At 41.1% G+C, this 20977-nt stretch carries 17 protein-coding genes; 8 read left to right on the plus strand and 9 right to left on the minus strand.

Features of this window, described 5'->3' with window-relative positions; genetic code table 11:
• Positions 1-18: 18 nt before the first annotated feature.
• Genes LPB220_RS07650 through LPB220_RS07665 form a run of 4 tightly spaced genes read left to right on the plus strand, consistent with a single transcriptional unit; the run spans position 19 to position 4582 of the window.
• Complete coding sequence (locus tag LPB220_RS07650) at positions 19-1329, plus strand: HD domain-containing protein (RefSeq protein ID WP_023918647.1); 1311 nt, start codon at positions 19-21, stop codon at positions 1327-1329.
• Positions 1319-2125, plus strand: coding sequence for a sugar-phosphatase (yidA, locus tag LPB220_RS07655; RefSeq protein ID WP_150906367.1), 807 nt, complete (start codon positions 1319-1321; stop codon positions 2123-2125). The genes LPB220_RS07650 and yidA overlap by 11 nt, the downstream gene beginning before the upstream one ends.
• A gap of 3 nt (positions 2126-2128) precedes the next feature.
• The gene (locus tag LPB220_RS07660; protein ID WP_134974095.1) at positions 2129-3340 is read left to right on the plus strand and encodes an aminoacyltransferase; all 1212 of its coding nucleotides are present in this window, start codon (positions 2129-2131) and stop codon (positions 3338-3340) included.
• Positions 3341-3346: 6 nt separating this feature from the next.
• Positions 3347-4582, plus strand: coding sequence for an aminoacyltransferase (locus tag LPB220_RS07665; RefSeq protein ID WP_049491112.1), 1236 nt, complete (start codon positions 3347-3349; stop codon positions 4580-4582).
• A 223-nt stretch (positions 4583-4805) separates the two neighbouring features.
• On the opposite strand, the gene tpiA is transcribed toward LPB220_RS07665, so the two are convergent.
• The 4 genes from tpiA to ftsW form a co-directional block, all read right to left on the minus strand.
• Positions 4806-5564, minus strand: coding sequence for a triose-phosphate isomerase (tpiA, locus tag LPB220_RS07670; protein ID WP_003008052.1), 759 nt, complete (start codon positions 5562-5564; stop codon positions 4806-4808).
• Between the two features lie 165 nt (positions 5565-5729).
• Positions 5730-6926 carry an elongation factor Tu gene (tuf, locus tag LPB220_RS07675; protein ID WP_003002543.1) on the minus strand — a complete coding sequence of 399 codons (1197 nt, stop codon included), beginning with the start codon at positions 6924-6926 and terminating at the stop codon, positions 5730-5732.
• A 280-nt stretch (positions 6927-7206) separates the two neighbouring features.
• Positions 7207-10032 (minus strand): phosphoenolpyruvate carboxylase, encoded by a 2826-nt coding sequence (gene ppc / locus LPB220_RS07680; RefSeq protein ID WP_150906368.1) that lies wholly within the window; start codon positions 10030-10032, stop codon positions 7207-7209.
• 38 nt (positions 10033-10070) lie between these two features.
• Positions 10071-11312 (minus strand): cell division peptidoglycan polymerase FtsW, encoded by a 1242-nt coding sequence (gene ftsW, locus LPB220_RS07685; RefSeq protein WP_049523474.1) that lies wholly within the window; start codon positions 11310-11312, stop codon positions 10071-10073.
• Between the two features lie 248 nt (positions 11313-11560).
• Here ftsW and LPB220_RS07690 point away from each other — a divergent pair, with 248 nt between their 5' ends.
• The 3 genes from LPB220_RS07690 to LPB220_RS07700 all read left to right on the plus strand — a co-directional run bounded on the left by LPB220_RS07690 (position 11561) and on the right by LPB220_RS07700 (position 13696).
• Complete coding sequence (locus LPB220_RS07690; protein WP_150906369.1) at positions 11561-12436, plus strand: GH25 family lysozyme; 876 nt, start codon at positions 11561-11563, stop codon at positions 12434-12436.
• 140 nt (positions 12437-12576) lie between these two features.
• Positions 12577-13050, plus strand: a complete 474-nt coding sequence (locus tag LPB220_RS07695; protein ID WP_049523468.1) for an aminoacyl-tRNA deacylase — start codon at positions 12577-12579, stop codon at positions 13048-13050.
• Positions 13051-13072: 22 nt separating this feature from the next.
• Entirely contained in the window at positions 13073-13696 is a 624-nt protein-coding gene (locus LPB220_RS07700) for a histidine phosphatase family protein (RefSeq protein ID WP_150906370.1), read from the plus strand.
• Positions 13697-13733: 37 nt separating this feature from the next.
• Here LPB220_RS07700 and lysS read toward each other — a convergent pair whose 3' ends face one another.
• The 4 genes from lysS to LPB220_RS07720 form a co-directional block, all read right to left on the minus strand.
• Positions 13734-15224 (minus strand): lysine--tRNA ligase, encoded by a 1491-nt coding sequence (gene lysS / locus LPB220_RS07705; protein ID WP_150906371.1) that lies wholly within the window; start codon positions 15222-15224, stop codon positions 13734-13736.
• A 271-nt stretch (positions 15225-15495) separates the two neighbouring features.
• Entirely contained in the window at positions 15496-16833 is a 1338-nt protein-coding gene (locus tag LPB220_RS07710) for an ABC transporter permease (protein ID WP_150906372.1), read from the minus strand.
• A complete protein-coding gene (locus LPB220_RS07715) occupies positions 16833-17528 on the minus strand; it encodes an ABC transporter ATP-binding protein (RefSeq protein ID WP_150906373.1) in 696 nt (231 codons plus the stop codon). The genes LPB220_RS07710 and LPB220_RS07715 overlap by 1 nt, the downstream gene beginning before the upstream one ends.
• Complete coding sequence (locus LPB220_RS07720) at positions 17512-18669, minus strand: efflux RND transporter periplasmic adaptor subunit (protein ID WP_150906374.1); 1158 nt, start codon at positions 18667-18669, stop codon at positions 17512-17514. Before LPB220_RS07720 ends, LPB220_RS07715 begins: the two co-directional genes overlap by 17 nt.
• Before the next feature lie 178 nt (positions 18670-18847).
• On the opposite strand from LPB220_RS07720, the gene gorA reads away from it, so the two are divergent.
• Complete coding sequence (gene gorA / locus LPB220_RS07725; protein WP_070665418.1) at positions 18848-20197, plus strand: glutathione-disulfide reductase; 1350 nt, start codon at positions 18848-18850, stop codon at positions 20195-20197.
• A gap of 41 nt (positions 20198-20238) precedes the next feature.
• Here the strand turns inward: gorA and LPB220_RS07730 are convergent, their stop codons facing one another.
• The gene (locus LPB220_RS07730; RefSeq protein ID WP_150906375.1) at positions 20239-20970 is read right to left on the minus strand and encodes a cyclase family protein; all 732 of its coding nucleotides are present in this window, start codon (positions 20968-20970) and stop codon (positions 20239-20241) included.
• Between the last annotated feature and the right edge of the window lie 7 nt (positions 20971-20977).

Genomic DNA, 20977 nt, shown 5'->3' on the forward strand with positions numbered 1-20977 from the left:
TTTTGCTATAATAGACCCATGAATGAAAAAGTCTTTCGCGATCCCGTGCATGATTACGTTCATGTGGATCATCCCATCATTTATCAATTAATTAATAGCAAAGAATTTCAACGACTACGCCGCATCAAACAACTGGGGACATCTGGTTTTACCTTCCACGGTGGGGAGCATAGTCGTTTTTCTCACTGTCTTGGCGCCTATGAAATTTCAAGACGCATTCTGTCCATTTTTGAGGAAAAGTATGCAGAGCAATGGCATTCTGATGAAAACTTACTGACCATGACAGCCGCCCTTCTTCATGACATTGGACATGGTGCCTATTCCCATACCTTTGAAGGACTGTTTGGGACCGATCATGAAAAAATGACCCAGCTGATCATCACCAGTCCAGAGACGGAGGTCAATCAGATCCTCTTACAGGTAGCTCCTGATTTCCCAAATCGTGTAGCCAGCGTCATTGATCATACCTACCCCAATAAACAAGTGGTGCAATTGATTTCTAGTCAAATTGATGTGGACCGGATGGATTATTTACTGCGGGATGCCTACTTTACGGGTGCTTCCTATGGAAAATTTGACTTGACCCGTATTTTGCGCGTTATTCGACCGATTGAAAATGGCATTGCCTTCCAACAAAATGGCATGCATGCTGTCGAGGATTACGTGGTCAGCCGTTACCAAATGTATATGCAGGTCTACTTCCACCCAGCTACTCGTGCCATGGAAGTCCTCCTTCAAAATCTACTCAAACGCGCTAGAACCATTTATCCAGATCAGAAAGAGTATTTTCAACTGACTTCACCTCGCTTGATTCCATTTTTTGAAGAAGAAGTCACTATCCAAGACTACTTAAATCTAGATGACGGTGTGATGAATACCTATTTCCAAGTCTGGATGGATAGTCCGGATACCATCTTGTCTGATCTTGCTCAGCGCTATATTAATCGGAAAGTCTTTAAATCGACTCTATTTACAGAAGATAAGCGAAAAGACTTAGCAATCCTTGAAAAACTGATTAAAGAGGTTGGGTTTAATCCTACTTATTACACAGCCATCCACCAAAATTTCGATTTGCCCTACGATATTTATCGACCAGAGCTTGAAAAACCGCGGACTCAGATTGAGATGATAAGAAAAGATGGAAGTTTGGCCGAGTTGTCTCAGTTATCTCCACTTGTCGCTGCCCTTGCAGGAACCCGCTATGGGGACAACCGCTTCTATTTTCCAAAAGAAATGTTGGAGGTTAATGGACTTTTCAGTAAACAAGTGGAGGAATTTACTTCCTATATCACCAATGATTATTTTACAGGAGAGACGGATGTCCATTAAATTAGTCGCGATCGATATCGATGGTACGCTACTTAATTCAAAAAAAGAAATTACACCTTCCGTTTTTGAAGCCATTCAAGACGCAAAAGCTGCAGGTGTGAAAATCGTGATCACAACTGGTCGTCCCATCGCAGGTGTCTCAAACTTGTTAGCACAACTTCATCTCACGGATCCTGAGGATTATGTCATTACCTTTAATGGCGGTCTGGTGCAAGAAACCGCTACTGGAAAAGAACTCATCAAGGACCTTTTAGATTATGAGGACTATCTCGATATCGAGTCTCTTGCTAACAAACTCCAAATCCACTCTCATGCTATTACTAAAGACGGCATCTATACCAGCAATCGAGATATCGGACGCTACACCATTCATGAATCTCAACTGGTCAATATGCCCCTTTATTACCGGACGCCTGAAGAAGTTCGTGAGAAAGAATTTGTCAAGGCCATGTATATCGATGAACCAGACATTCTAGATGCTGCGATTGCAAAAATTCCTAAAGAATTCAAAAACCGCTTCACTATGGTCAAATCAGCCCCTTTTTATTTAGAAATTCTAGGGAAAACAACCAATAAGGGATCAGCTGTTCTTCATCTAGCTGAACGACTTGGAATCCAGCAAGAAGAAACCATGGCCATCGGAGATGAGGAAAATGACCGTTCCATGCTAGAAGTCGTGGGACATGCCGTCGTTATGGAGAATGGCAATCCAGCTCTTAAAAAAATTGCTACAACTATTACCAAATCAAATGATGAATCTGGCGTTGCATATGCCATTAGAAAGTGGGTATTATAAGAAATGTACCATTACCAGCTAGGAATTTCTGCTAGTGAGCATGATGACTTTGTTATTCAGAGTGATCAAACCAATCTCTTACAAAGCAGCTCATGGGCAAAAATCAAAGATAATTGGGGAAATGAACGGGTTGGTTTTTATCAAGAAGACCAATTAGTCGCTGTTGCAAACATCTTGATTCAACCCCTGCCACTTGGCTTTTCCATGCTCTACATTCCTCGAGGCCCCATCATGGATTACCAAAACAAGGAGCTGGTTTCATATGTGATCCAGTCCCTTAAAAAGATAGCCAAACAATACAAGGCCTTATTTGTGAAATTTGATCCAAGTCTTTTTTTGAGTAAACACTTGATTGGACAAGAACAGACGGAAACTCCTGCTGTGCAAGCGGTGATCGATACCCTAACAACAGAAGGAGTTGAATGGACTGGCCGAACCAGTGATATGGCAGAAAATATCCAACCACGCTTTCAAGCGAATATCCACAAAGAGTTTTTCACTGAGCAAGATCTTTCAAAATCTACTCGACAAGCCATCCGAACAGCTCGAAACAAAGGGATCCAAGTCCAATTTGGTGGGACTGAATTGTTAGAGGACTTTGCTTCTCTCATGAAAAAGACTGAAGCTCGTAAAAGCATTCATTTACGTGGAAAAGACTACTACGAAAAACTACTCACAACCTACCAAGGACAATCCTACATTACTTTGTCTACGCTAGATCTCGAGAAACGGAAAACCTCCCTTACAAAAGATCTTGAAAAAAATAAGGCAGAGGCTGAAAAATTCACAGAAAAAACAAAGCCTGGCAAGGTTGAGAATAACCAAAAAGAAAAAGAGCGGATAGAGGAAGAACTGCAATTTCTTGAACAGCATCTCCAAGCAGGTAGACAGGTCGTTCCTTTATCTGGGACCTTAACCCTTGAATTCGGTGGGACGTCTGAAAATGTTTATGCAGGGATGGATGAAGAATTCCGCCGTTACCAACCTGCTATCCTCACCTGGTATGAAACTGCCCAACACGCTTTCGACCGTGGTGCTTCTTGGCAGAATATGGGGGGCATTGAAAATTCACTTGATGGTGGTCTCTATCATTTCAAGTCTAAATTTAATCCAGTCATTGAAGAATTTGTTGGGGAATTCAACCTCCCAACCAGTCCACTCTATCCACTTGTAAACAAAGTCTACAAGATCCGGAAAAAATTAAGGAGTAAATAAAGTTACATGACTCTTACGACAATTTCAAAAGAAGAATTTACCTCATTTGCAAATACTGTCTCCCATCGCTCTTTTATCCAGTCTGCTGAAATGGCAGATCTGCTTGAAAAGCGAGGAAACACGGTCCAATTTATCGCTTGGAAACAAGAAGATCAAGTCCAAGTGGCAGCGATCTTGTACAGTCTTCCTATGACAGGTGGTCTCCATATGGAAATCAATTCTGGCCCCCTTTACCAAGAGGAGGCTATGCTAGAACCCTTCTATGCAGCCTTAAAAGACTATGCGAAAGAGAATGGAGCTATTGAACTCGTTATCAAGCCCTATGATACCTATCAAACCTTTGACAGTGACGGCAATCCAACCAGTGAAGAGCAAACCCATTTTATGGATACCCTTAAAAACTTGGGCTATCAGCATGATGGTTTAACAACAGGTTATCCAGGTGGAGAAGGTGATTGGCATTATGTGAAAGATATGGAGGGCATCACCGAAAAAAATCTTCTCAAGAGCTTCAGTAAAAAAGGAAAGCCACTTGTCAAGAAAGCCAAATCTTTCGGTATTGAACTGAAACGATTAAACCGAGATGAACTGCAACTCTTTAAGGATATTACTTCTTCTACCAGTGACCGTCGCGACTATCAGGATAAGACCTTGGATTATTACCAAACTTTCTATGACAGTTTTGGCGACAAAGCAGATTTCATGATCGCAACGCTGAACTTCCACCATTACTACACGAATCTTGAAAAAGACCAAGGAAAACTAGCTCAAAAGATTGAGAAATTACAGAAGGATCTTGAAGTCAACCCCAATTCAGAAAAAAAACAAAATCAACTTCGTGAATTCTCTAGCCAGTTTGATACCTTTGAGGTGAGAAAGAAGGACGCAAAAGAATATATTGAAAAATATGGAGATCAAGACGTCATTCTTGCAGGTAGCCTCTTCGTCTATATGCCACAAGAATCCACCTATTTATTCAGTGGCTCTTATACAGAATTTAATAAGTTCTATGCTCCTGCTGTTCTCCAAGAATATATGATGCTTGAAACCATCAAACGTGGTATCCCAAGATATAACTTCCTGGGTATTCAAGGAATCTTTGACGGGTCAGACGGTGTTCTTCGTTTCAAACAAAACTTCAATGGCTACATCGTTCGTAAGATGGGGACCTTCCGCTATTACCCAAGTCCTCTGAAATACAAACTGATTTCTCTCATTAAGAAACTATTAGGACGTTCCTAACTCAAAGGGAGTGGGAAAGAACTCCGACAAGTTAAAAAGAGTTCGTCTTCCCACCCCCGCACAGTTGATTAGGTCATCTTTGGAGCTTAAAAGGCGAACAAAGATGCCAATCAACCACTGCGTCTTACACTTACTCCTATCAAACATCAAAGGCTGGACAGTTTTTGCCCAGCCTTTTTCTACTATAAAAAAGACGAGAAACCTCTCGCCTTTTTATATGTCATTATTTAACAAAGTCAAGCAATGCCAAGAAGCTTTCTGGGTCAAGTGATGCACCACCTACAAGAGCTCCGTCAACGTCTGGACAAGCCATATATTCTGCAACGTTTTCAGGTTTAACTGAACCACCGTATTGAACACGTACTTTATCAGCTACTTCTTGACCAAAGTCAGCTGCTACAACGTCACGAACAACTTTACACATTTTTTGTGCATCGTCTTGTGAAGCAGATTTACCAGTACCGATAGCCCAGATTGGTTCGTAGGCGATTACTGTTGAAGCGACTTGTTCTGCAGTCAATCCAGCAAGTGCAGCTGAAACTTGAGCACCTACGAATTCTGCCGCTTTACCAGCTTCGTAAGTTTCAAGGCTTTCACCACAACAGATGATTGGAAGCATACCGTTCGCAAAGATTGCTTTTGCTTTTTTGTTGATGTCTTCATCAGTTTCGTGGAAGTAATCACGACGTTCTGAGTGACCAATAACAACGTAGTCAGTACCGATTTCTTTCAAAACTTGTGGGCTAGTTTCACCAGTGAAGGCACCAGCATTTTCAAAGTAAGTGTTTTGTGCAGCAACTTTAAGGTTTGAACCTTTAGCAGCAGCAAGTACAGCTGTCAAGTCAACTGCAGGAGCCGCGATACCAGCTTCAACAAGATCAGCTGAAGGAAGTTTTGATGCTACAGCTTCAACGAATGCTTTTGCTTCTTCTGGATTTTTGTTCATTTTCCAGTTACCAGCGATAAATGGTTTACGTGACATTTCACATACCTCTTTTTTCTAATTTTATACTATCTATTTTACCATAAATTTCGTCATAATGAAAGGTTGCACAAGCTCATTTTACTTTTTGTAAAAAATAAAAACCCCGTCTTCACGGGGTTTTCTGTCTGTCTATATAATTGTTAATCTGGGAACTAGATCGAATTAAGCTTCGATTTCAGTAACCATACCTGAACCAACAGTACGTCCACCTTCACGGATTGAGAATGTAGTACCTTGTTCAACGGCGATTGGGTGGATCAACTCAACGTCGATAGTCACGTTATCACCAGGCATAACCATTTCAGTTCCTGCTGGAAGTTCGATAGATCCAGTTACGTCAGTTGTACGGAAGTAGAACTGTGGACGGTAGTTGTTGAAGAATGGAGTATGACGTCCACCTTCTTCTTTAGTAAGGATGTAAACTTCACCTTTGAATTTAGTGTGTGGGTTGATTGAACCTGGTTTAGCGATAACTTGTCCACGTTCGATTTCATCACGTTGGATACCACGAAGAAGCACACCAACGTTATCCCCTGCAAGACCTTCGTCAAGTTGTTTACGGAACATTTCAACACCAGTAACAACTGCTTTTTGGATTTCTTCTTTGATACCAACGATTTCGATTTCGTCGTTGACACGAACAACACCACGGTCGATACGACCTGAAGCAACTGTACCACGTCCAGTGATTGAGAATACGTCTTCGACTGGAAGAAGCAATGGTTTGTCAGTATCGCGTTCTGGTTCTGGGATGTACTCATCAACAGTATCCATCAATTCCATGATGATGTCTTCATATTTAGAGTCACCTTCAAGAGCTTTAAGAGCTGAACCTTGGATAACTGGAAGGTCATCACCTGGGAAATCGTATTCTGAAAGAAGGTCACGGATTTCCATTTCAACCAATTCAAGCAATTCTTCATCGTCAACCAAGTCAACTTTGTTCATGAAGACGATCAAGTGTTTAACACCAACCTGACGTGAAAGAAGGATGTGTTCACGAGTTTGTGGCATTGGTCCATCAGTTGAAGCTACTACAAGGATAGCTCCGTCCATTTGAGCGGCACCAGTGATCATGTTTTTAACATAGTCCGCGTGTCCTGGAGCGTCGATGTGAGCGTAGTGACGTTTAGCAGTTTCGTACTCAACGTGTGCAGTGTTGATAGTGATACCGCGTTCGCGTTCTTCTGGAGCAGCATCGATAGACGCATAGTCTTTTGGTTGGTTAACTGATGAAGGCAAGCGACGTGCCAAAACAGTTGTGATTGCTGCAGTTAGGGTAGTTTTACCGTGGTCAACGTGTCCGATTGTACCGATGTTAACGTGCGGTTTACTACGATCGTATTTTTCTTTTGCCATTTGAGTAAAAGCCTCCAATAAAATATATTTTATAGATAGACAGTAGGCAATACAGTCTAACTTTCCTTACTATTCTATCGAATTTTAGATAAAATTGCAAGCCTTTTACCTATATTTTCTTAATTATTCCTCTTCTTTCCTTTTGTTTTGTCCTCTTGCTGAAAGATCCTGTTCTAGCTTTGAAAATTCTAATTTAAAATCTTCTATTCAAGCCCAATACGTACCTTTTGCGCCTTTGGGTTCAGGGAATAAAAAAATCGGAACAGTCGTTCCGATTTTTTTAACCTGAATTACGTAATCCTGTAGCCACTCCATTGATCGTAATATGGATTAGCTTGTCTTGATCGGCTGGTAATTGGCCGGTCCGTTGACGTCGAATCAGTTCTAACTGAATATAGTTCAAGACGTTAAAGTACGGCATCCGATAATCCAAACTTTCTTTCAGATAAGGGTTTTCCGCGAGCAATTCGTCATGCTCCTCAATCATCAGGATGATATCCTTGGTCAATTGCCATTCATGTAAGATAATCTGATAGATATTGCGGACTTCTTCTTCCTCACACAATTGCGCATACTCAAAAGCAATGTCCATGTTGGCTTTGGATAAGACCATGTCCACATTTGACAAGAGAGATTGGAAGAAAGGCCAGTTCTTATACATATATCGAAGGGTTTCAATATTCTCAGGATCCTCATCGATAAATTCCTTAAAGCTAGAACCTACTCCATACCAACCAGGGAACATTACCCGACTTTGTGACCAAGAGAATACCCAAGGAATGGCACGCAAACCACCAATTTCTGTAATAGTCTTACGGGCAGCTGGACGCGAACCAATATTAAAGCTAGAAATAGCTTTGATCGGACTTGATTCAAAGAAGTAATCATAGAAGTGCTCATTTCCAAAGACCAAATCACGATAGATATCGTAACTGCGATTCACGACTTTATCCATGACTTCCCCGAAACGATCAAACATAGAAAATGGACTCTTTTGTTCGGAAATCATCCGGTTAATGGTTGCTGAAACGAGCATCTCAAGGTTGTAGTAGGCGGCATCTTTGTTCCCGTATTTATTGCCGATCACTTCTCCTTGCTCGGTTAAGCGGATACGGTCATTAATGGATTTCAATGGTTGAGAAGTGATGGCTTCATAAGTAGGACCTCCACCACGACCAACCGTACCACCACGACCATGGAAGAAGGTAATCTTCACTCCAAACTCATCTCCGATAGCGGTCAATTGTTGTTGGGCTTTAAAGAGGGTCCAACAAGAAGACAAGTAGCCACCATCCTTGTTAGAATCCGAGTAACCTAACATAATTTCTTGGTAGTTGTTCTTGGAAGCAATCCAACGTTTGGCAATTGGAAGAGACAAGTAGCTTCTCATAGTTTCTTCTGAATGATCCAAATCTTCGATTGTTTCAAACAAAGGTACGATTTGCACGCGAGCTTTTTCCGTATCAACTAAGCCCACTTCTTTCAACATCACAGCCAATTCCAACATATCTGATACACTTGTTGCATGAGAAATGATGTTTTGACGAATGACTTTTTCTCCTAAACGATCTTTCAATTCACGAGCCGTTTGGAAAATTGCTAGTTCTTTTTCAAGCAGTTCAGATTTTTCAGCATGGGTGGCTGATAAAATTCGTGGGTCTTCTAAGAGTTCTTTCAAGAGAACCTGACACTTTTCATCCTCTGGTAAATCAGAATAATGGTCATTAATCCCTGCCGATTTCAATAATTCTGCTACACAGGCTTCATGCACACTAGAATCCTGGCGCATATCAATAGAGGCGAGATAGAATCCAAAAACATCGATGGCTTCTAGAAGTTCTGCAAACTCACCAGAAATTAAATACTCTGATTTGTTTTCTAACAAGGAATCTTTGATCTTTTCAAGGTCTTCTTTGAATTCTTGAGCAGAGGCATAAGCTGGAGCTTCTTTCTCAGAAATTTTCTTTAAAGCTCCAGAGATACGATTGCCGATATAATCAGAAACTGGCCCTTGTTGATGAGCGTTTGCTCCTAATAACCTCTCGACAGCATAACGATCTTCTCTAGTTTCCCCAACCATAGTCCATTCTTTTAAATTGACCAAAGTCTGGATCAATTTTGACTGGATATAGTGGAAAGCCCGACGGTAAGGTTCTTTTTCACGAAAGACGGATGTATCACTGGATAGGGCGGCCATTTCAGCTACTGCTTCACTTGTTTTAGAAAGACTCGTTGAAAGGGAGAAATGACGGTATAATTTTGAAATCTTTTCGATGTAATAGTTCAAAATGACTTCACTTTGAATAGTTGCTGAACGCTTCAAGGTCTCAGCTGTTACAAACGGATTCCCGTCCCGGTCTCCCCCAATCCACATGCCCATTGTGATCGGACGTGGTTGTTCAAGCTCCAATCCATGCTCTTTTGCCAAGCGTTTGTATTCCAACATAAGATTTGGAACAGCTTGTAAGAAGGAGCTATTGTAATATTCCATGACGTTGGTGATCTCATTGGTAACCTTCAATTTTTTGTCACGAATCATATCCGTTTGCATCATGATTTCGATATTACAACGAAGGTTGTTATACCACTTATTCTCATTCATTAAACCAGCTTTAACATCCCGGTGCTGACGAAGAAGAGCGTGAATATGATTGGTTAAATCCAGCATGGTTTTTCGTTGCACTTGAGTTGGATGGGCTGTTAAAACAGGTACAATATTGAGATTTTCAAGAATTTCTTGTGCATCTTCATTTTTTGCAACTTCTTTAATGGTTGAAGAAAGTTTTCCGAGGTATTCACCATCCACGTTATTCAAATGATTGATTTCATAGGCCAAATCGACATCTTCTGAGATGTTAATCAAGAGTGGTAAAATAGCAAAATAACGTGAAATCACTGTCATTTCTTCATTTGTCAATTGTTCCACTAGTTGATTCAACTCACGATAGTTCTGTGTTTTTGATAGATCCTTCAACTGCCTAATTTTATCAAAGGTTTCCGGACGAACCAAATTTTTCGTAATATCATCTAATAAATTGGTTAAGATTTCGGCTTCTTCTTTGATAATATCTTTATTTGTGAAATTCTCTAATTTTTGTAAGACCATTTTTTCTCCTTTTTGAATAGCCATTCAACAATTCCCTTTTAATAATAAGGTTTGATTTTACCTTTTTCTTCAAAAACCATGCCTTCTTGTTCCATCTTGGCCCGTTTTTCACTAGCGTCGATATTCAAAACGAAAGCAATCGCTACGGATAAGACCCATAAGCTATTTCCCCCTTGGGATAAGAAGGGGAAGGTCACTCCTGTAGACGGAATCAAACCAGAAATTCCTCCGATGTTAATGAAGGTTTGCACTAAGATCATCCCACCGATCCCAATGGCCATCATCGAATTAAAAGGATTCTTTGCTCGAATACCGACTAAAATGATCCGAAGAATTAAGAAGAATAAGAGAGCAAGGATCAAACTAGCTCCAACAAAACCTAATTCTTCAATCACAATCGCAAACACAAAGTCTGTGTGCGCTTCTGGTAAGTAACCTTGTTTTTCAATGGAATTTCCTAGCCCCAAGCCAAACCAACCACCGTTACTCATGGCATAGTAGGAATTAGCTAATTGGTGACCTGCGCCAGACAAATCATTAAAGGGGTTAAAGAAGGCACTAAAGCGTTTGGCTACATAACCAAAGACTGGAATTTTAGCGACACGGTCCACACCGATAATCCAAATTGAACCAAGGACAATGGACGATACTCCAACAACTAAACCAAGTAAAGAGGTAAACCAACGGTAGCCCACTCCACTAGCCGTAATCATGATCAAGACCGTTAAGGCCAAGATCGTCGCATTTCCCAAGTCCGGCATAATCACAACGATTCCAATCAGAATCAAGGTCAGCCAACGCCAATCGTTTAAATTCCTTGGAATCCATTCATTGTGGGTCAAGGCTTGATAATCATAATCGCGTATCTCGTCTTGTCGTTTAGAAAAGATCAAGGCTAGATACCAGACTAAGATCACCTTGAGGTATTCTGCCGGCTGGATACTGAAGCCTCCGGGAATTGTCAACCAACCGTGAGCTCCATTGACGGTATCTGTGATAAACCTAGACAGAATCAACAAAATCACTTCAATAAAAATGACAAAAGCCAGCACTTTTTTATTTCGAAGGAAGTTTAGGCTAAATTTATAAATCAAGGCGATGGTTAGGAGACTTAGGATAAAAAAGAGCCCCTGTGTCCGGACCATCCGAATCGAACTCACTCCACTTTGAATTGCCAAGGCACTTGTTGTCGAATAGACAACAATCAAGCCAATGATGGATAAAATCAAATAGGGAATGAGGATGGAATAATTTAAAAGATGTCTTTTTTCAATTTTCATAATTCACCATATTCCTAATGTTCAACCTTCATTATATCATTTTTAAGAAGCAAAACCAAGGAAAGGCCAGAAAAGATTCGGCTTCTTCTCTATTTTCCAGAAATATTCTTAATATTTTTCTTATTTTCATATATTTTTATCCTTTTTCGATGAAAAGATTCCTTTTTTTTGAAAATAATGGCTGAAATTGGGATCTTTTAAGCATTAACTTTTGCCTTTTCGTTTTTTTTACGGTAAAATGATTCTGTATGAGAAAAAGGATAAAACCCGTTGTTCTCTTGGTCTTTTTTATCAGTTTCATTTCTTTTCTCGTTCTTTCACGAACAATTGCTGATATGCAAGCAAGAGCACAACAAGAAACAACCCAAACGATTCCGAACTTCAATACACCTAAAAAAACAACTACTGCAAGCTCTTCTTCTAAAAAAGAGGAAGACATCAATCCAGAACTGGTTGGCCGCCCGATCATTGATATCTCAGGCTGGCAATTGCCTAGTGAAATTGATTACGATGTCCTCTCCCAAAATGTGGGAGGTGTGATCGTTCGTGTCCATAGTGGGGCTCAAGCTAAAAAGGAAAATGCAGCAACCTACTTAAATGGTCTGGATAAATCTTTTAAAACCCATATCCAAGAATTCCAAAAACGAAATATCCCTGTCGCAGTCTATGCTTATGTCGCTGCTAAGGATAAAAAAGAAATGGAAAAAGAAGCAGAGGAATTTTACAAGGCTGCTTCTCCTTACAAACCGACCTACTATTGGTTAGACGTTGAGGAAAAAACCATGAAGGATATGAACGCAGGTGTTGAAGCTTTCCGAGCAAAACTACAAGCTTTGGGTGCAAAAAATATTGGACTCTATATCGGAACTTACTTCATGGAAGAACACAGTATCTCCACTGATAAATTTACGGCTCTTTGGATTCCTACTTATGGATTTGATGATGGCTACTATAATGCTGCACCAGATACCAACACGGAATACGACTTGCATCAATATACCTCTCAAGGGCAATTAAATGGATTCTCACACTACTTGGATCTCAACCAAATTGCTCCGACGCAAGACCAAGAAGCGATTTATCGGAAACTTTTCAAGGTACAAAAAGATGGCTCTTCCTCATAGCCTTAAAACAGCAGATCAAGTGGTTTTCACTTTTTCTGCTGTTTTCTATTTTTAAGGAGAAGACAATATCGTCGCTATTATATGTTATAATGGTCTAATGAAATCTGATTTTGTAGAGAAAAAGAGAAAAGGAGAAAGCCATGGCAAAAAAAAATAAAGTGAAAAAAACCTTGGTCGAGCAGATCTTGACTAAAGCAAAAATTGAGCACGTAGGCTTACAAATCAACGCTTTAGAAGGGATCTTACCAGAAGGAATTGATCGCTCTACTATTTTCAAAACCCTAGCTCTCAAAGGAGATAAAACGGGTCCCGTGATTGGGATCATTCCTATTACAGAACATCTTTCAGAGAAAAAGTTAGCCAAATTATCAGGGAATAAGAAAATCGCTATGATTCCTCAAAAAGATCTTGAAAAAACAACGGGTTATATTCATGGGGCCAATAATCCGGTGGGCATTCGCCAAAAGCATTCTTTTCCTATTTTTATCGATGAATCAGCCCTTCAGTTAGAAACCATGATCGTATCTGCTGGGGAAATTGGCCATAGTATTCAAATCAAACCCCAACTTCTAGCAGACTTCGTCAAAGCGACTTTTGCAGATATTTTGGAATAAAGACAGAGAAGGAGACAAGATTGTGAAACTATATTTTATTCGACACGGACGGACAGAATGGAATGAAGAAGGTCGTTTTCAAGGATCAAATGGCGATTCTCCGCTGTTACCAGCCTCCATTCATCAGCTTGAAAAATTAGGAAAGCATCTAGCTACTGTCCCTTTTGATGCGGCTTTTGCAAGTGATCTGCCACGGACAGTCCATACTGCACAGATCATTCTCGATCAATTGAAGACACCTCTAAAATTGCAACCAACGCCTGCTCTTCGTGAGTGGAATTTGGGAAAATTAGAAGGAGCTAAAATTTCTACCATATCGGCCATCTATCCCCAACAAATGGATGCTTTTCGACATAACCTAGCTCGTTTTCAAAATGAAATCTTTGATGCAGAATCTGTTTATGAAACAACCAAACGTACCTGTGATTTTGTAAAAAGTCTGAAAGGAAAAGAGCTCGATACCGTTCTCATTGTTGGACACGGAGCTAATTTGACAGCTTCTATTCGAACCTTGCTCGGTTATGAAATCGGAGAACTCCGCAAAAATGGTGGACTAGATAATGCCAGCGTGACGGTTTTGACAACAGATGATTTTAAGCACTATCACTTAGAAAAATGGAATGATACCTCTTATATAGAGGACTAAAAAAACACTGATCGCAAGATCAGTGTTTTCTTTTAGCTTATTTCATGGTTGGGAAGAGAAGAACGTCGCGAATCGTGGTCACATTTGTCAACAACATAACGAGACGGTCAATACCAATTCCAAGTCCACCTGTTGGTGGCATACCATATTCAAGGGCTTCAACGTAGTCATAGTCGATGCCTGTTGCTTCGTCATCTCCCAATTCTTTCGCACGCGCTTGCGCTTCAAAACGTTGCAATTGATCGATCGGGTCATTCAATTCTGTGAAGGCATTGGCATACTCTTTGGTCATGATGAAGAGTTCGAAACGGTCAGTGAAGCGTGGGTCTTCTGGATTTTTCTTAGCCAAAGGTGACACTGCTACTGGGTGACCATAGACAAAGGTTGGTTGCGTCAAGGTTTCTTCAACAAATTCTTCGAAGAAGGCATTGATAATTTGTCCCACTTCTGTGTAGTGTTTTTCAACTGGTACATGTTTTTCGTTTGCAAGTGCTACAGCTTCTTCAAAGGCCATGTCTTGCCAGAAGTCAACACCTGTGATTTCTTTGATCGCATCAACCATGTGAACTCGTTTGAAAGGTTCGTTGATTTTGATTTCTGTTCCTTGATAGTCAATTGGACCATCACCATGGACAGCTTTAGCAGCATGTTGGATGATACCTTCTGTTAAGTCCATGATATCGTGGAAGTCAGCGTAAGCTTGGTAGACTTCGATTGAAGTGAATTCAGGGTTGTGAGTGGCATCCATTCCTTCGTTACGGAAGATCCGTCCGATTTCGTAAACGCGTTCCATCCCACCAACAATCAAACGTTTCAAGTGAAGCTCAGTCGCGATACGAAGCACCATGTCAATGTTTTGCGCATTGTGGTGAGTGATAAATGGTTTAGCAGCAGCACCACCGGCTTCATTGTGAAGAACAGGTGTTTCCACTTCAAGGAATCCTTGACCATCTAAATAACGACGGATTTCAGAGATAATTTTTGAGCGAGTTACAAAACGTTCGAAGCTTTCACGGTTTGAAATCAAATCCAAATAACGTTTGCGATAGATGGTTTCAACATCTGAAAGTCCGTGGAATTTTTCAGGTAAAGGACGAAGGGCTTTTGACAAGTGAGTGATATGAGTTGCTTTAATCGAAAGTTCACCCATGTCTGTGCGCATGATTTCCCCTTCAACACCAAGGAAATCACCAAGGTCTGCTTTTTTGAAGATTTCGTAGTTTTCTTCTCCAACAGCATCCTTACGAACGTAGATCTGAATTTGACCTTCACGGTCTTGAAGATGGGCAAAGCCAACCTTTCCTTTTCCACGTTTTGTTACGAGACGACCCGCAATAATAGCTGTTTCGTTCAAGTCGTGGAGTTGTTCTTTATCTAATTCTGAATATTTTTCTTTTAATTGACCTGAATTTGCAGTACGTTCGAATCGTTTTCCAAATGGATCGATTCCTTGTTCACGAAGGGCCGCCATTTTCTCACGACGGACAATCTGCTGGTCATTCAATTCTTCCATATGTTCAGTAGTCATTTGGAACCTCCTAAGTTATTCTCCCCTATTCTATCATATTTAGACTAGAAATTCACTAATATTTACCAATTAAACAAAAATAAGATGGAAGAAAAAATGCAGCTTCTTGACTGAATACTCAAAAACATCAGAACACCGTCGTTGACTCCCCAAACAGCATGAACTATCTAAGATAAGATAATTAAAAAGGTTTCGATATACTATTCAAAAAAAACATAAAAAAGGAGCGTGGAGAATCTTGAACAATTCATCCTGACTCGCTCCCATTTTTTTATTCATAACGCAAGGCCTCGATCGGATTTAACTTAGAAGCCTTATTTGCTGGTAAAATCCCAAAGAGAATGCCTACAAAAGCAGAGAAAATAATGCTACCGATTGCGACATTTAAGGAAATAATCGGTGGTCCTTCTAAGGAGGCTGCAGCAAGGGAAGTAATCAAGCTATTCACACCATAAGCAAGGATAAGTCCAAATAGCCCACCAATGATGGTTAAGACCATAGACTCAATCAAAAATTGAACCAGAATCTTACCTCGAGTTGCTCCCAATGCTTTGCGAAGACCAATTTCTCTCGTCCGCTCAGTAACAGAAACCAACATGATATTCATGACTCCAATCCCACCAACCAAGAGGGAAATCCCTGCAATAGCACCGATCACTGTCGTCATAATTCCGACCACTTTGTTGGTTTCCTCTAGGATGCTATCCAAATTAAAGATTTGGAATTCCCCTTGGCGAACACCTGAAAGTTCTGTTAGCTTTTGAGCAGCTTCGATCCCAACAGATTTGATTTCTTTCACATTTGGAACGTGAACGACGATGTTCTGAATCTCGTCTGTTCCAAATTCAGAAGCTAGCTGGGTATTGGCCATCAAGGCACTTCCACCTGAAGAAGCTCCATAGAGGGCAGTCCCTGCATTTGGATCCTTGAAAATTCCAACGACGCGATAATTGTTGTCCCCAACAGAGACCACCTGATTCAGCGGATTTTCCGTTCCAAATAATTGTTGAGCCAAGCCTTCATCAAGAAGCACTACCCGTGAGAAATTACTATAGTCTGCAGGGGTTAATTTTCGTCCAGATAAGAGCTCAACTTTTTTAACAGAAAAATAGGTCTCATTTACCCCTTGGATATTCACCCCGTCTGCTTTTTTCTTTTGAAAAGCAATGGTTGCATTGGAGGTATTGCCAACATAGTAACCATCGATACCTTGAATCTTGGTTAATTCCTTGACCCAAGATTCTTGCACAACTGGTGGTGCTTCCTTGACTTGACCATCAATATCTTCAGCATTTTCTCCCTCGATATCCGATGGAGCAGCCATCCCTCGATCTTCAGCTGCAGGGCCACTTTCGCTTCCACCTTCTCCTGTTTCCTCAGAGGGACCAATATTGATCCCAGTCACATAACCACTCTTATTGGGAGAATAGGAGATTTGTACATATTCTTGGTCCTTAGTGAAGGTCTTGGTAACACCAGCTTTCATGCCATCTCCAAGAGCCATGATGACAACAACAGAGGCAACTCCTATAATGATCCCCACCATGGTCAAGAAAGACCGTAATTTATGGCTCATAATCGAGCTGATTGCAAATTTCCAATTTTGCATTAGGTCCCCCTTTCCAGCTTGCTATCTGAGGAGATCACTCCATCACGAATGACAATGCGACGATGAGCAAAAGCTGCAATTTCTGGTTCGTGTGTAACCATGATAATGGTCTTTCCTTCTTGATTCAGCTTGGTTAACAAGTCCATTATTTGCTCTCCCGTCTTGGTATCTAGGGCACCAGTCGGCTCATCTGCTAAGACGATGGCTGGCTGATTGACGAGAGCTCGAGCGATCGCAACCCGCTGTTTTTGACCTCCAGAGAGTTCCGAAGGCAAATGGTGCATGCGAGAATGAAGCTCTACCTTTTCAAGATATTGCTCAGCTAATTCCTTTCTTTTAGTAGGATGAACCCCTGCATAAATGAGAGGGAGTTCTACATTTTGAAAAGCATTGAGCTTGGAGAGAAGAAAGAATTGTTGAAAGACAAAACCAATCTGTTCATTTCGAACACGCGCTAATTTTTTCTCACTGAGATTTCCGACTTCCTGGCCTTCTAGGAAATATTCTCCACTGGTCGGCCTGTCCAACAAGCCAATGACGTTCATCAAGGTTGATTTTCCTGAGCCAGATGGGCCCATAATAGCCACAAACTCGCCCTCTTCGACTTCTAAATCGATGTCTTTTAAGACACGAAGTTCTTGGTCTCCATTTTTATAGGTTTTATTGATTCCTTTTAGTTCAATCAATTTTGTCATATTTTCCGATCTCTTTTCCATCTTCCAGTTTCTCATTAGGATTCACAATAACTTGGGCATCTTTCTTCAAGCCTGACAAGATTTCCTGGTTTTCTGCATCGGCGTTACCAAGCGTCACTTTTACTTTCTTAGCCTTACCATTTTCGACCGTCCATACATAACTCGTATCTCCATCAGCCATGACACTGGTCACGGGAACAAGGGGATGTTGAGTAGAACTTTTGACTTCAATATTGACAGAAAAGCCTTGTTTGAGTTCCCCAATGTCACTAGTAATATCTACTGTGAATGGGTACTTGGCTCCCCCACTTCCTTGTGTTCCTCCTGCTGCATTGGCCCCTGCTTGACCCGCGTCAGTCGGATAATTCGCTACATAAGAAATCTTTCCTGTCCAGGTTTTATCCGGATAAACTTTGGAAGTGAGAACCACTTCCTGACCTTCAGAGATATTGGCCAAATTGTATTCAGATAATTCCCCTTTGACTTGTAAATTTCCGTTGCTCACAATGTGAACCAGAGTTTGGTTGGTCCCTGTAGTCGATTTTGAAACATCTTTATTGACTTCGACCACAGTGCCATCTGTATTACTCTTGACTGTTGTCGCATCCAGAAGTGCCTTAGCCTTGTTCATATTATCAACCGCATCAGACTTGGCATCTCGTAAATCGCTAGCTTGAGAATCAACAGTGCGTTGGGTCTGTGAAGCTGACTTGGCATCTGCTTCTTCATCTCCTGTCGTATCAATGGTCACACCATTTGTCAGTAAATCATTTAACTGACGATCTGCCTTATTGACAGCACGAACGGCTGCATCGTAAGCTGTTTGGGCCTCCGTACTGCTATATTGAACGATTGGCTGACCGGCCGTCACTTGATCTCCTACATTGACCAAAATCGACTGCAAATCACCTTTGGTTCCATCAAAATAGACATACTGCTCCTGATTGGCAGTGACCTTCCCAGTTAACAAGACCGAAGAAGCGATCGAGCCATCCTTGACCGTTTGCACCATTAGAGTTTCTTTAGTGACTGCTTGATCAGGAGTACTTGGATGTGAAAACACCATCACACTTCCTGTTCCAATCACCGCAATTGCCGCACCTGCGGCTGTAAATAGTTGCCATTTTTTCAATTTCTTCATCGTTTTTCTCCATCAAAGAAAGCGTTTTTTTCTATACCATAGTATACCATATTTCCTTACTTTTCTATCTAAAATTGACACAGCAAAATGAAATTTAAATGCTTGGGAAATGCTAAACCCTTGACTTTTGTAACAGTTGATATTACAATCAAACTGAAATCCCATTTAGGAGGAAAACATGAAAGAATTTGATATTATTTCAATCGGTGGAGGTAGTGGAGGAATCGCTACCATGAACCGGGCTGGGGAGCACGGAGCACGCGCTGCTGTCATCGAAGAAAAACAATTGGGGGGCACCTGTGTCAACAGAGGATGTGTGCCTAAAAAGATTATGTGGTATGGTGCACAAATTGCAGAAGCCATTCGCGATTACGGGCCAGACTATGGTTTTACTTCTGAACAGACCAAATTTGATTTTGCAACCTTAAGAAAAAATCGTGAAGCCTATATTGATCGTTCTCGGAATTCTTATGATGGTAGTTTCAAACGCAATGGAGTCGAACTGATTGAAGGTCGTGCTCGTTTTGTGGATGCTCATACGGTTGAGGTAAATGGAGAGACCATCAAAGCCAAGCATATTGTAATTGCGACAGGAGCCTATCCTCATATTCCTTCTGTTCCTGGAGCAGAATTTGGCGAAACATCCGATGATGTCTTTGCTTGGGAGGAACTTCCAAAGTCTATTGCTATAATTGGAGCTGGCTACATTGCGGTAGAATTAGCCGGTGTACTTCACCATCTAGGCGTTCAAACGGACCTCTTCATTCGAAAAGATCGGGTATTACGTAGTTTTGATTCTTCCATTTCTGATGGTTTAATGGAAGAAATGGAAAAACAAAGACTTCCTCTTCACAAGCATAAGGTTCCCATGAAGCTTGAAAAATTAACAGACGGACGTGTCAAGGTTTACTTTGAAGATATGACCAGCCATGTAGCGGAACATGTCATCTGGGCAACCGGACGCAAACCAAACGTCAAGGATCTGAATTTAGAAGCAGCAGGTGTTACTTTAAATGAAAAGGGATTTATCGCAGTAGATGATTACCAAAACACCGTTGTTCCGGGCATCTATGCTCTTGGTGATGTCACGGGTGAAAAAGAGTTGACTCCAGTGGCCATTAAGGCTGGGCGAACCCTTTCTGAAAGACTATTTAATGGAAAAGTCGATGCTAAAATGGATTATACTAGCATCCCGACCGTTGTCTTTTCTCACCCTGCTATCGGAACGGTGGGCTTAACGGAAGAGGAAGCCCTACAAACTTATGGAAAAGAGAATATTAAAGTCTATACTTCTCAATTTGCTTCTATGTATACCGCCGTTACCCAACACCGCCAGCAGGCAAAATTTAAACTCATCACTGCGGGGCCAGAAGAAAAAGTCGTTGGTCTCCATGGACTTGGATATGGCGTGGACGAAATGATCCAAGGATTTGCCGTTGCTATCAAGATGGGAGCGACAAAAGCCGATTTCGATGCAACTGTCGCCATTCACCCAACTGGATCCGAAGAATTTGTGACCATGAGATAAAAAAAGCTTGAAGTCCTTGTACTTCAAGCTTTTTTCTTTTCTTATGGTAAGATGGCAATGGCACGAACAGGTGAACCAGTTGCCTTGTCCCAATGAGGGAAGGCAATTGAAATCAAGGCACCTACAGCTGGGACTTGATCCAATTGGTTCAAGACTTCAACTTGGTAGATGTTTTGTTCCAAGAGGTAGTATTCATTGACCAAGCCATGCTCTGCTGCTGGAATACCCGCATCGGTATCAAAGGTTTCATGCCCCACAGCCTTGACATGGCGTTCATGAATCAAGAATTCCAGAGCTTCACGGCTCCATCCTGGACTTTGTTGAACCCCATTTTCATCAAGGTTGCGCATAGCATCTTGATCCGGCCAACGTTTTGACCAATCACTACGGAAGGCAACAAAAGCACCCTCAGCAATTTGTCCATGCTCTGCCTCAAAGTCTAAGATATCTTGTTTGCTCAAGATAAAGTTTGGATTGGCTGCAACTTCTTTAGACTTGTCTATAACATAGAGTGGCAAGAGGAGATCTTTAAGGGCAATTTCATCTAACCAACGACCACCTTCTACAAAGTGAATTGGTGCATCGATATGCGTACCGTATTGACCAACCACTGTAAATTTTTGAACATGGAAACCATCTTTTAATGTGAAAAGATCTTCTTGTTGCAAAGCAGGAAGGGCGGGGAAGTGTGGACTTTCCGCATTGATCTGGTGACTCAAGTCCACCCATTTTTTAGCTTGCAATTCTTTATAAATACTTAGTAAATCTGACATGTTTCTT

Origin of the sequence: Streptococcus sp. LPB0220 (genome assembly GCF_008727815.1) — a bacterium.
GTDB lineage: Bacteria > Bacillota > Bacilli > Lactobacillales > Streptococcaceae > Streptococcus.

Bases quoted from the DNA above. Each gene is read 5' to 3' on its own strand.
- LPB220_RS07650 (WP_023918647.1), top strand. From the start codon at position 19: ATGAATGAAAAAGTCTTTCGCGATCCCGTGCATGATTACGTTCATGTG.
- yidA (WP_150906367.1), top strand. From the start codon at position 1,319: ATGTCCATTAAATTAGTCGCGATCGATATCGATGGTACGCTACTTAAT.
- LPB220_RS07660 (WP_134974095.1), top strand. From the start codon at position 2,129: ATGTACCATTACCAGCTAGGAATTTCTGCTAGTGAGCATGATGACTTT.
- LPB220_RS07665 (WP_049491112.1), top strand. From the start codon at position 3,347: ATGACTCTTACGACAATTTCAAAAGAAGAATTTACCTCATTTGCAAAT.
- tpiA (WP_003008052.1), bottom strand. From the start codon at position 5,564: ATGTCACGTAAACCATTTATCGCTGGTAACTGGAAAATGAACAAAAAT.
- tuf (WP_003002543.1), bottom strand. From the start codon at position 6,926: ATGGCAAAAGAAAAATACGATCGTAGTAAACCGCACGTTAACATCGGT.
- ppc (WP_150906368.1), bottom strand. From the start codon at position 10,032: ATGGTCTTACAAAAATTAGAGAATTTCACAAATAAAGATATTATCAAA.
- ftsW (WP_049523474.1), bottom strand. From the start codon at position 11,312: ATGAAAATTGAAAAAAGACATCTTTTAAATTATTCCATCCTCATTCCC.
- LPB220_RS07690 (WP_150906369.1), top strand. From the start codon at position 11,561: ATGAGAAAAAGGATAAAACCCGTTGTTCTCTTGGTCTTTTTTATCAGT.
- LPB220_RS07695 (WP_049523468.1), top strand. From the start codon at position 12,577: ATGGCAAAAAAAAATAAAGTGAAAAAAACCTTGGTCGAGCAGATCTTG.
- lysS (WP_150906371.1), bottom strand. From the start codon at position 15,224: ATGACTACTGAACATATGGAAGAATTGAATGACCAGCAGATTGTCCGT.
- LPB220_RS07710 (WP_150906372.1), bottom strand. From the start codon at position 16,833: ATGCAAAATTGGAAATTTGCAATCAGCTCGATTATGAGCCATAAATTA.
- LPB220_RS07715 (WP_150906373.1), bottom strand. From the start codon at position 17,528: ATGACAAAATTGATTGAACTAAAAGGAATCAATAAAACCTATAAAAAT.
- LPB220_RS07720 (WP_150906374.1), bottom strand. From the start codon at position 18,669: ATGAAGAAATTGAAAAAATGGCAACTATTTACAGCCGCAGGTGCGGCA.
- gorA (WP_070665418.1), top strand. From the start codon at position 18,848: ATGAAAGAATTTGATATTATTTCAATCGGTGGAGGTAGTGGAGGAATC.
- LPB220_RS07730 (WP_150906375.1), bottom strand. From the start codon at position 20,970: ATGTCAGATTTACTAAGTATTTATAAAGAATTGCAAGCTAAAAAATGG.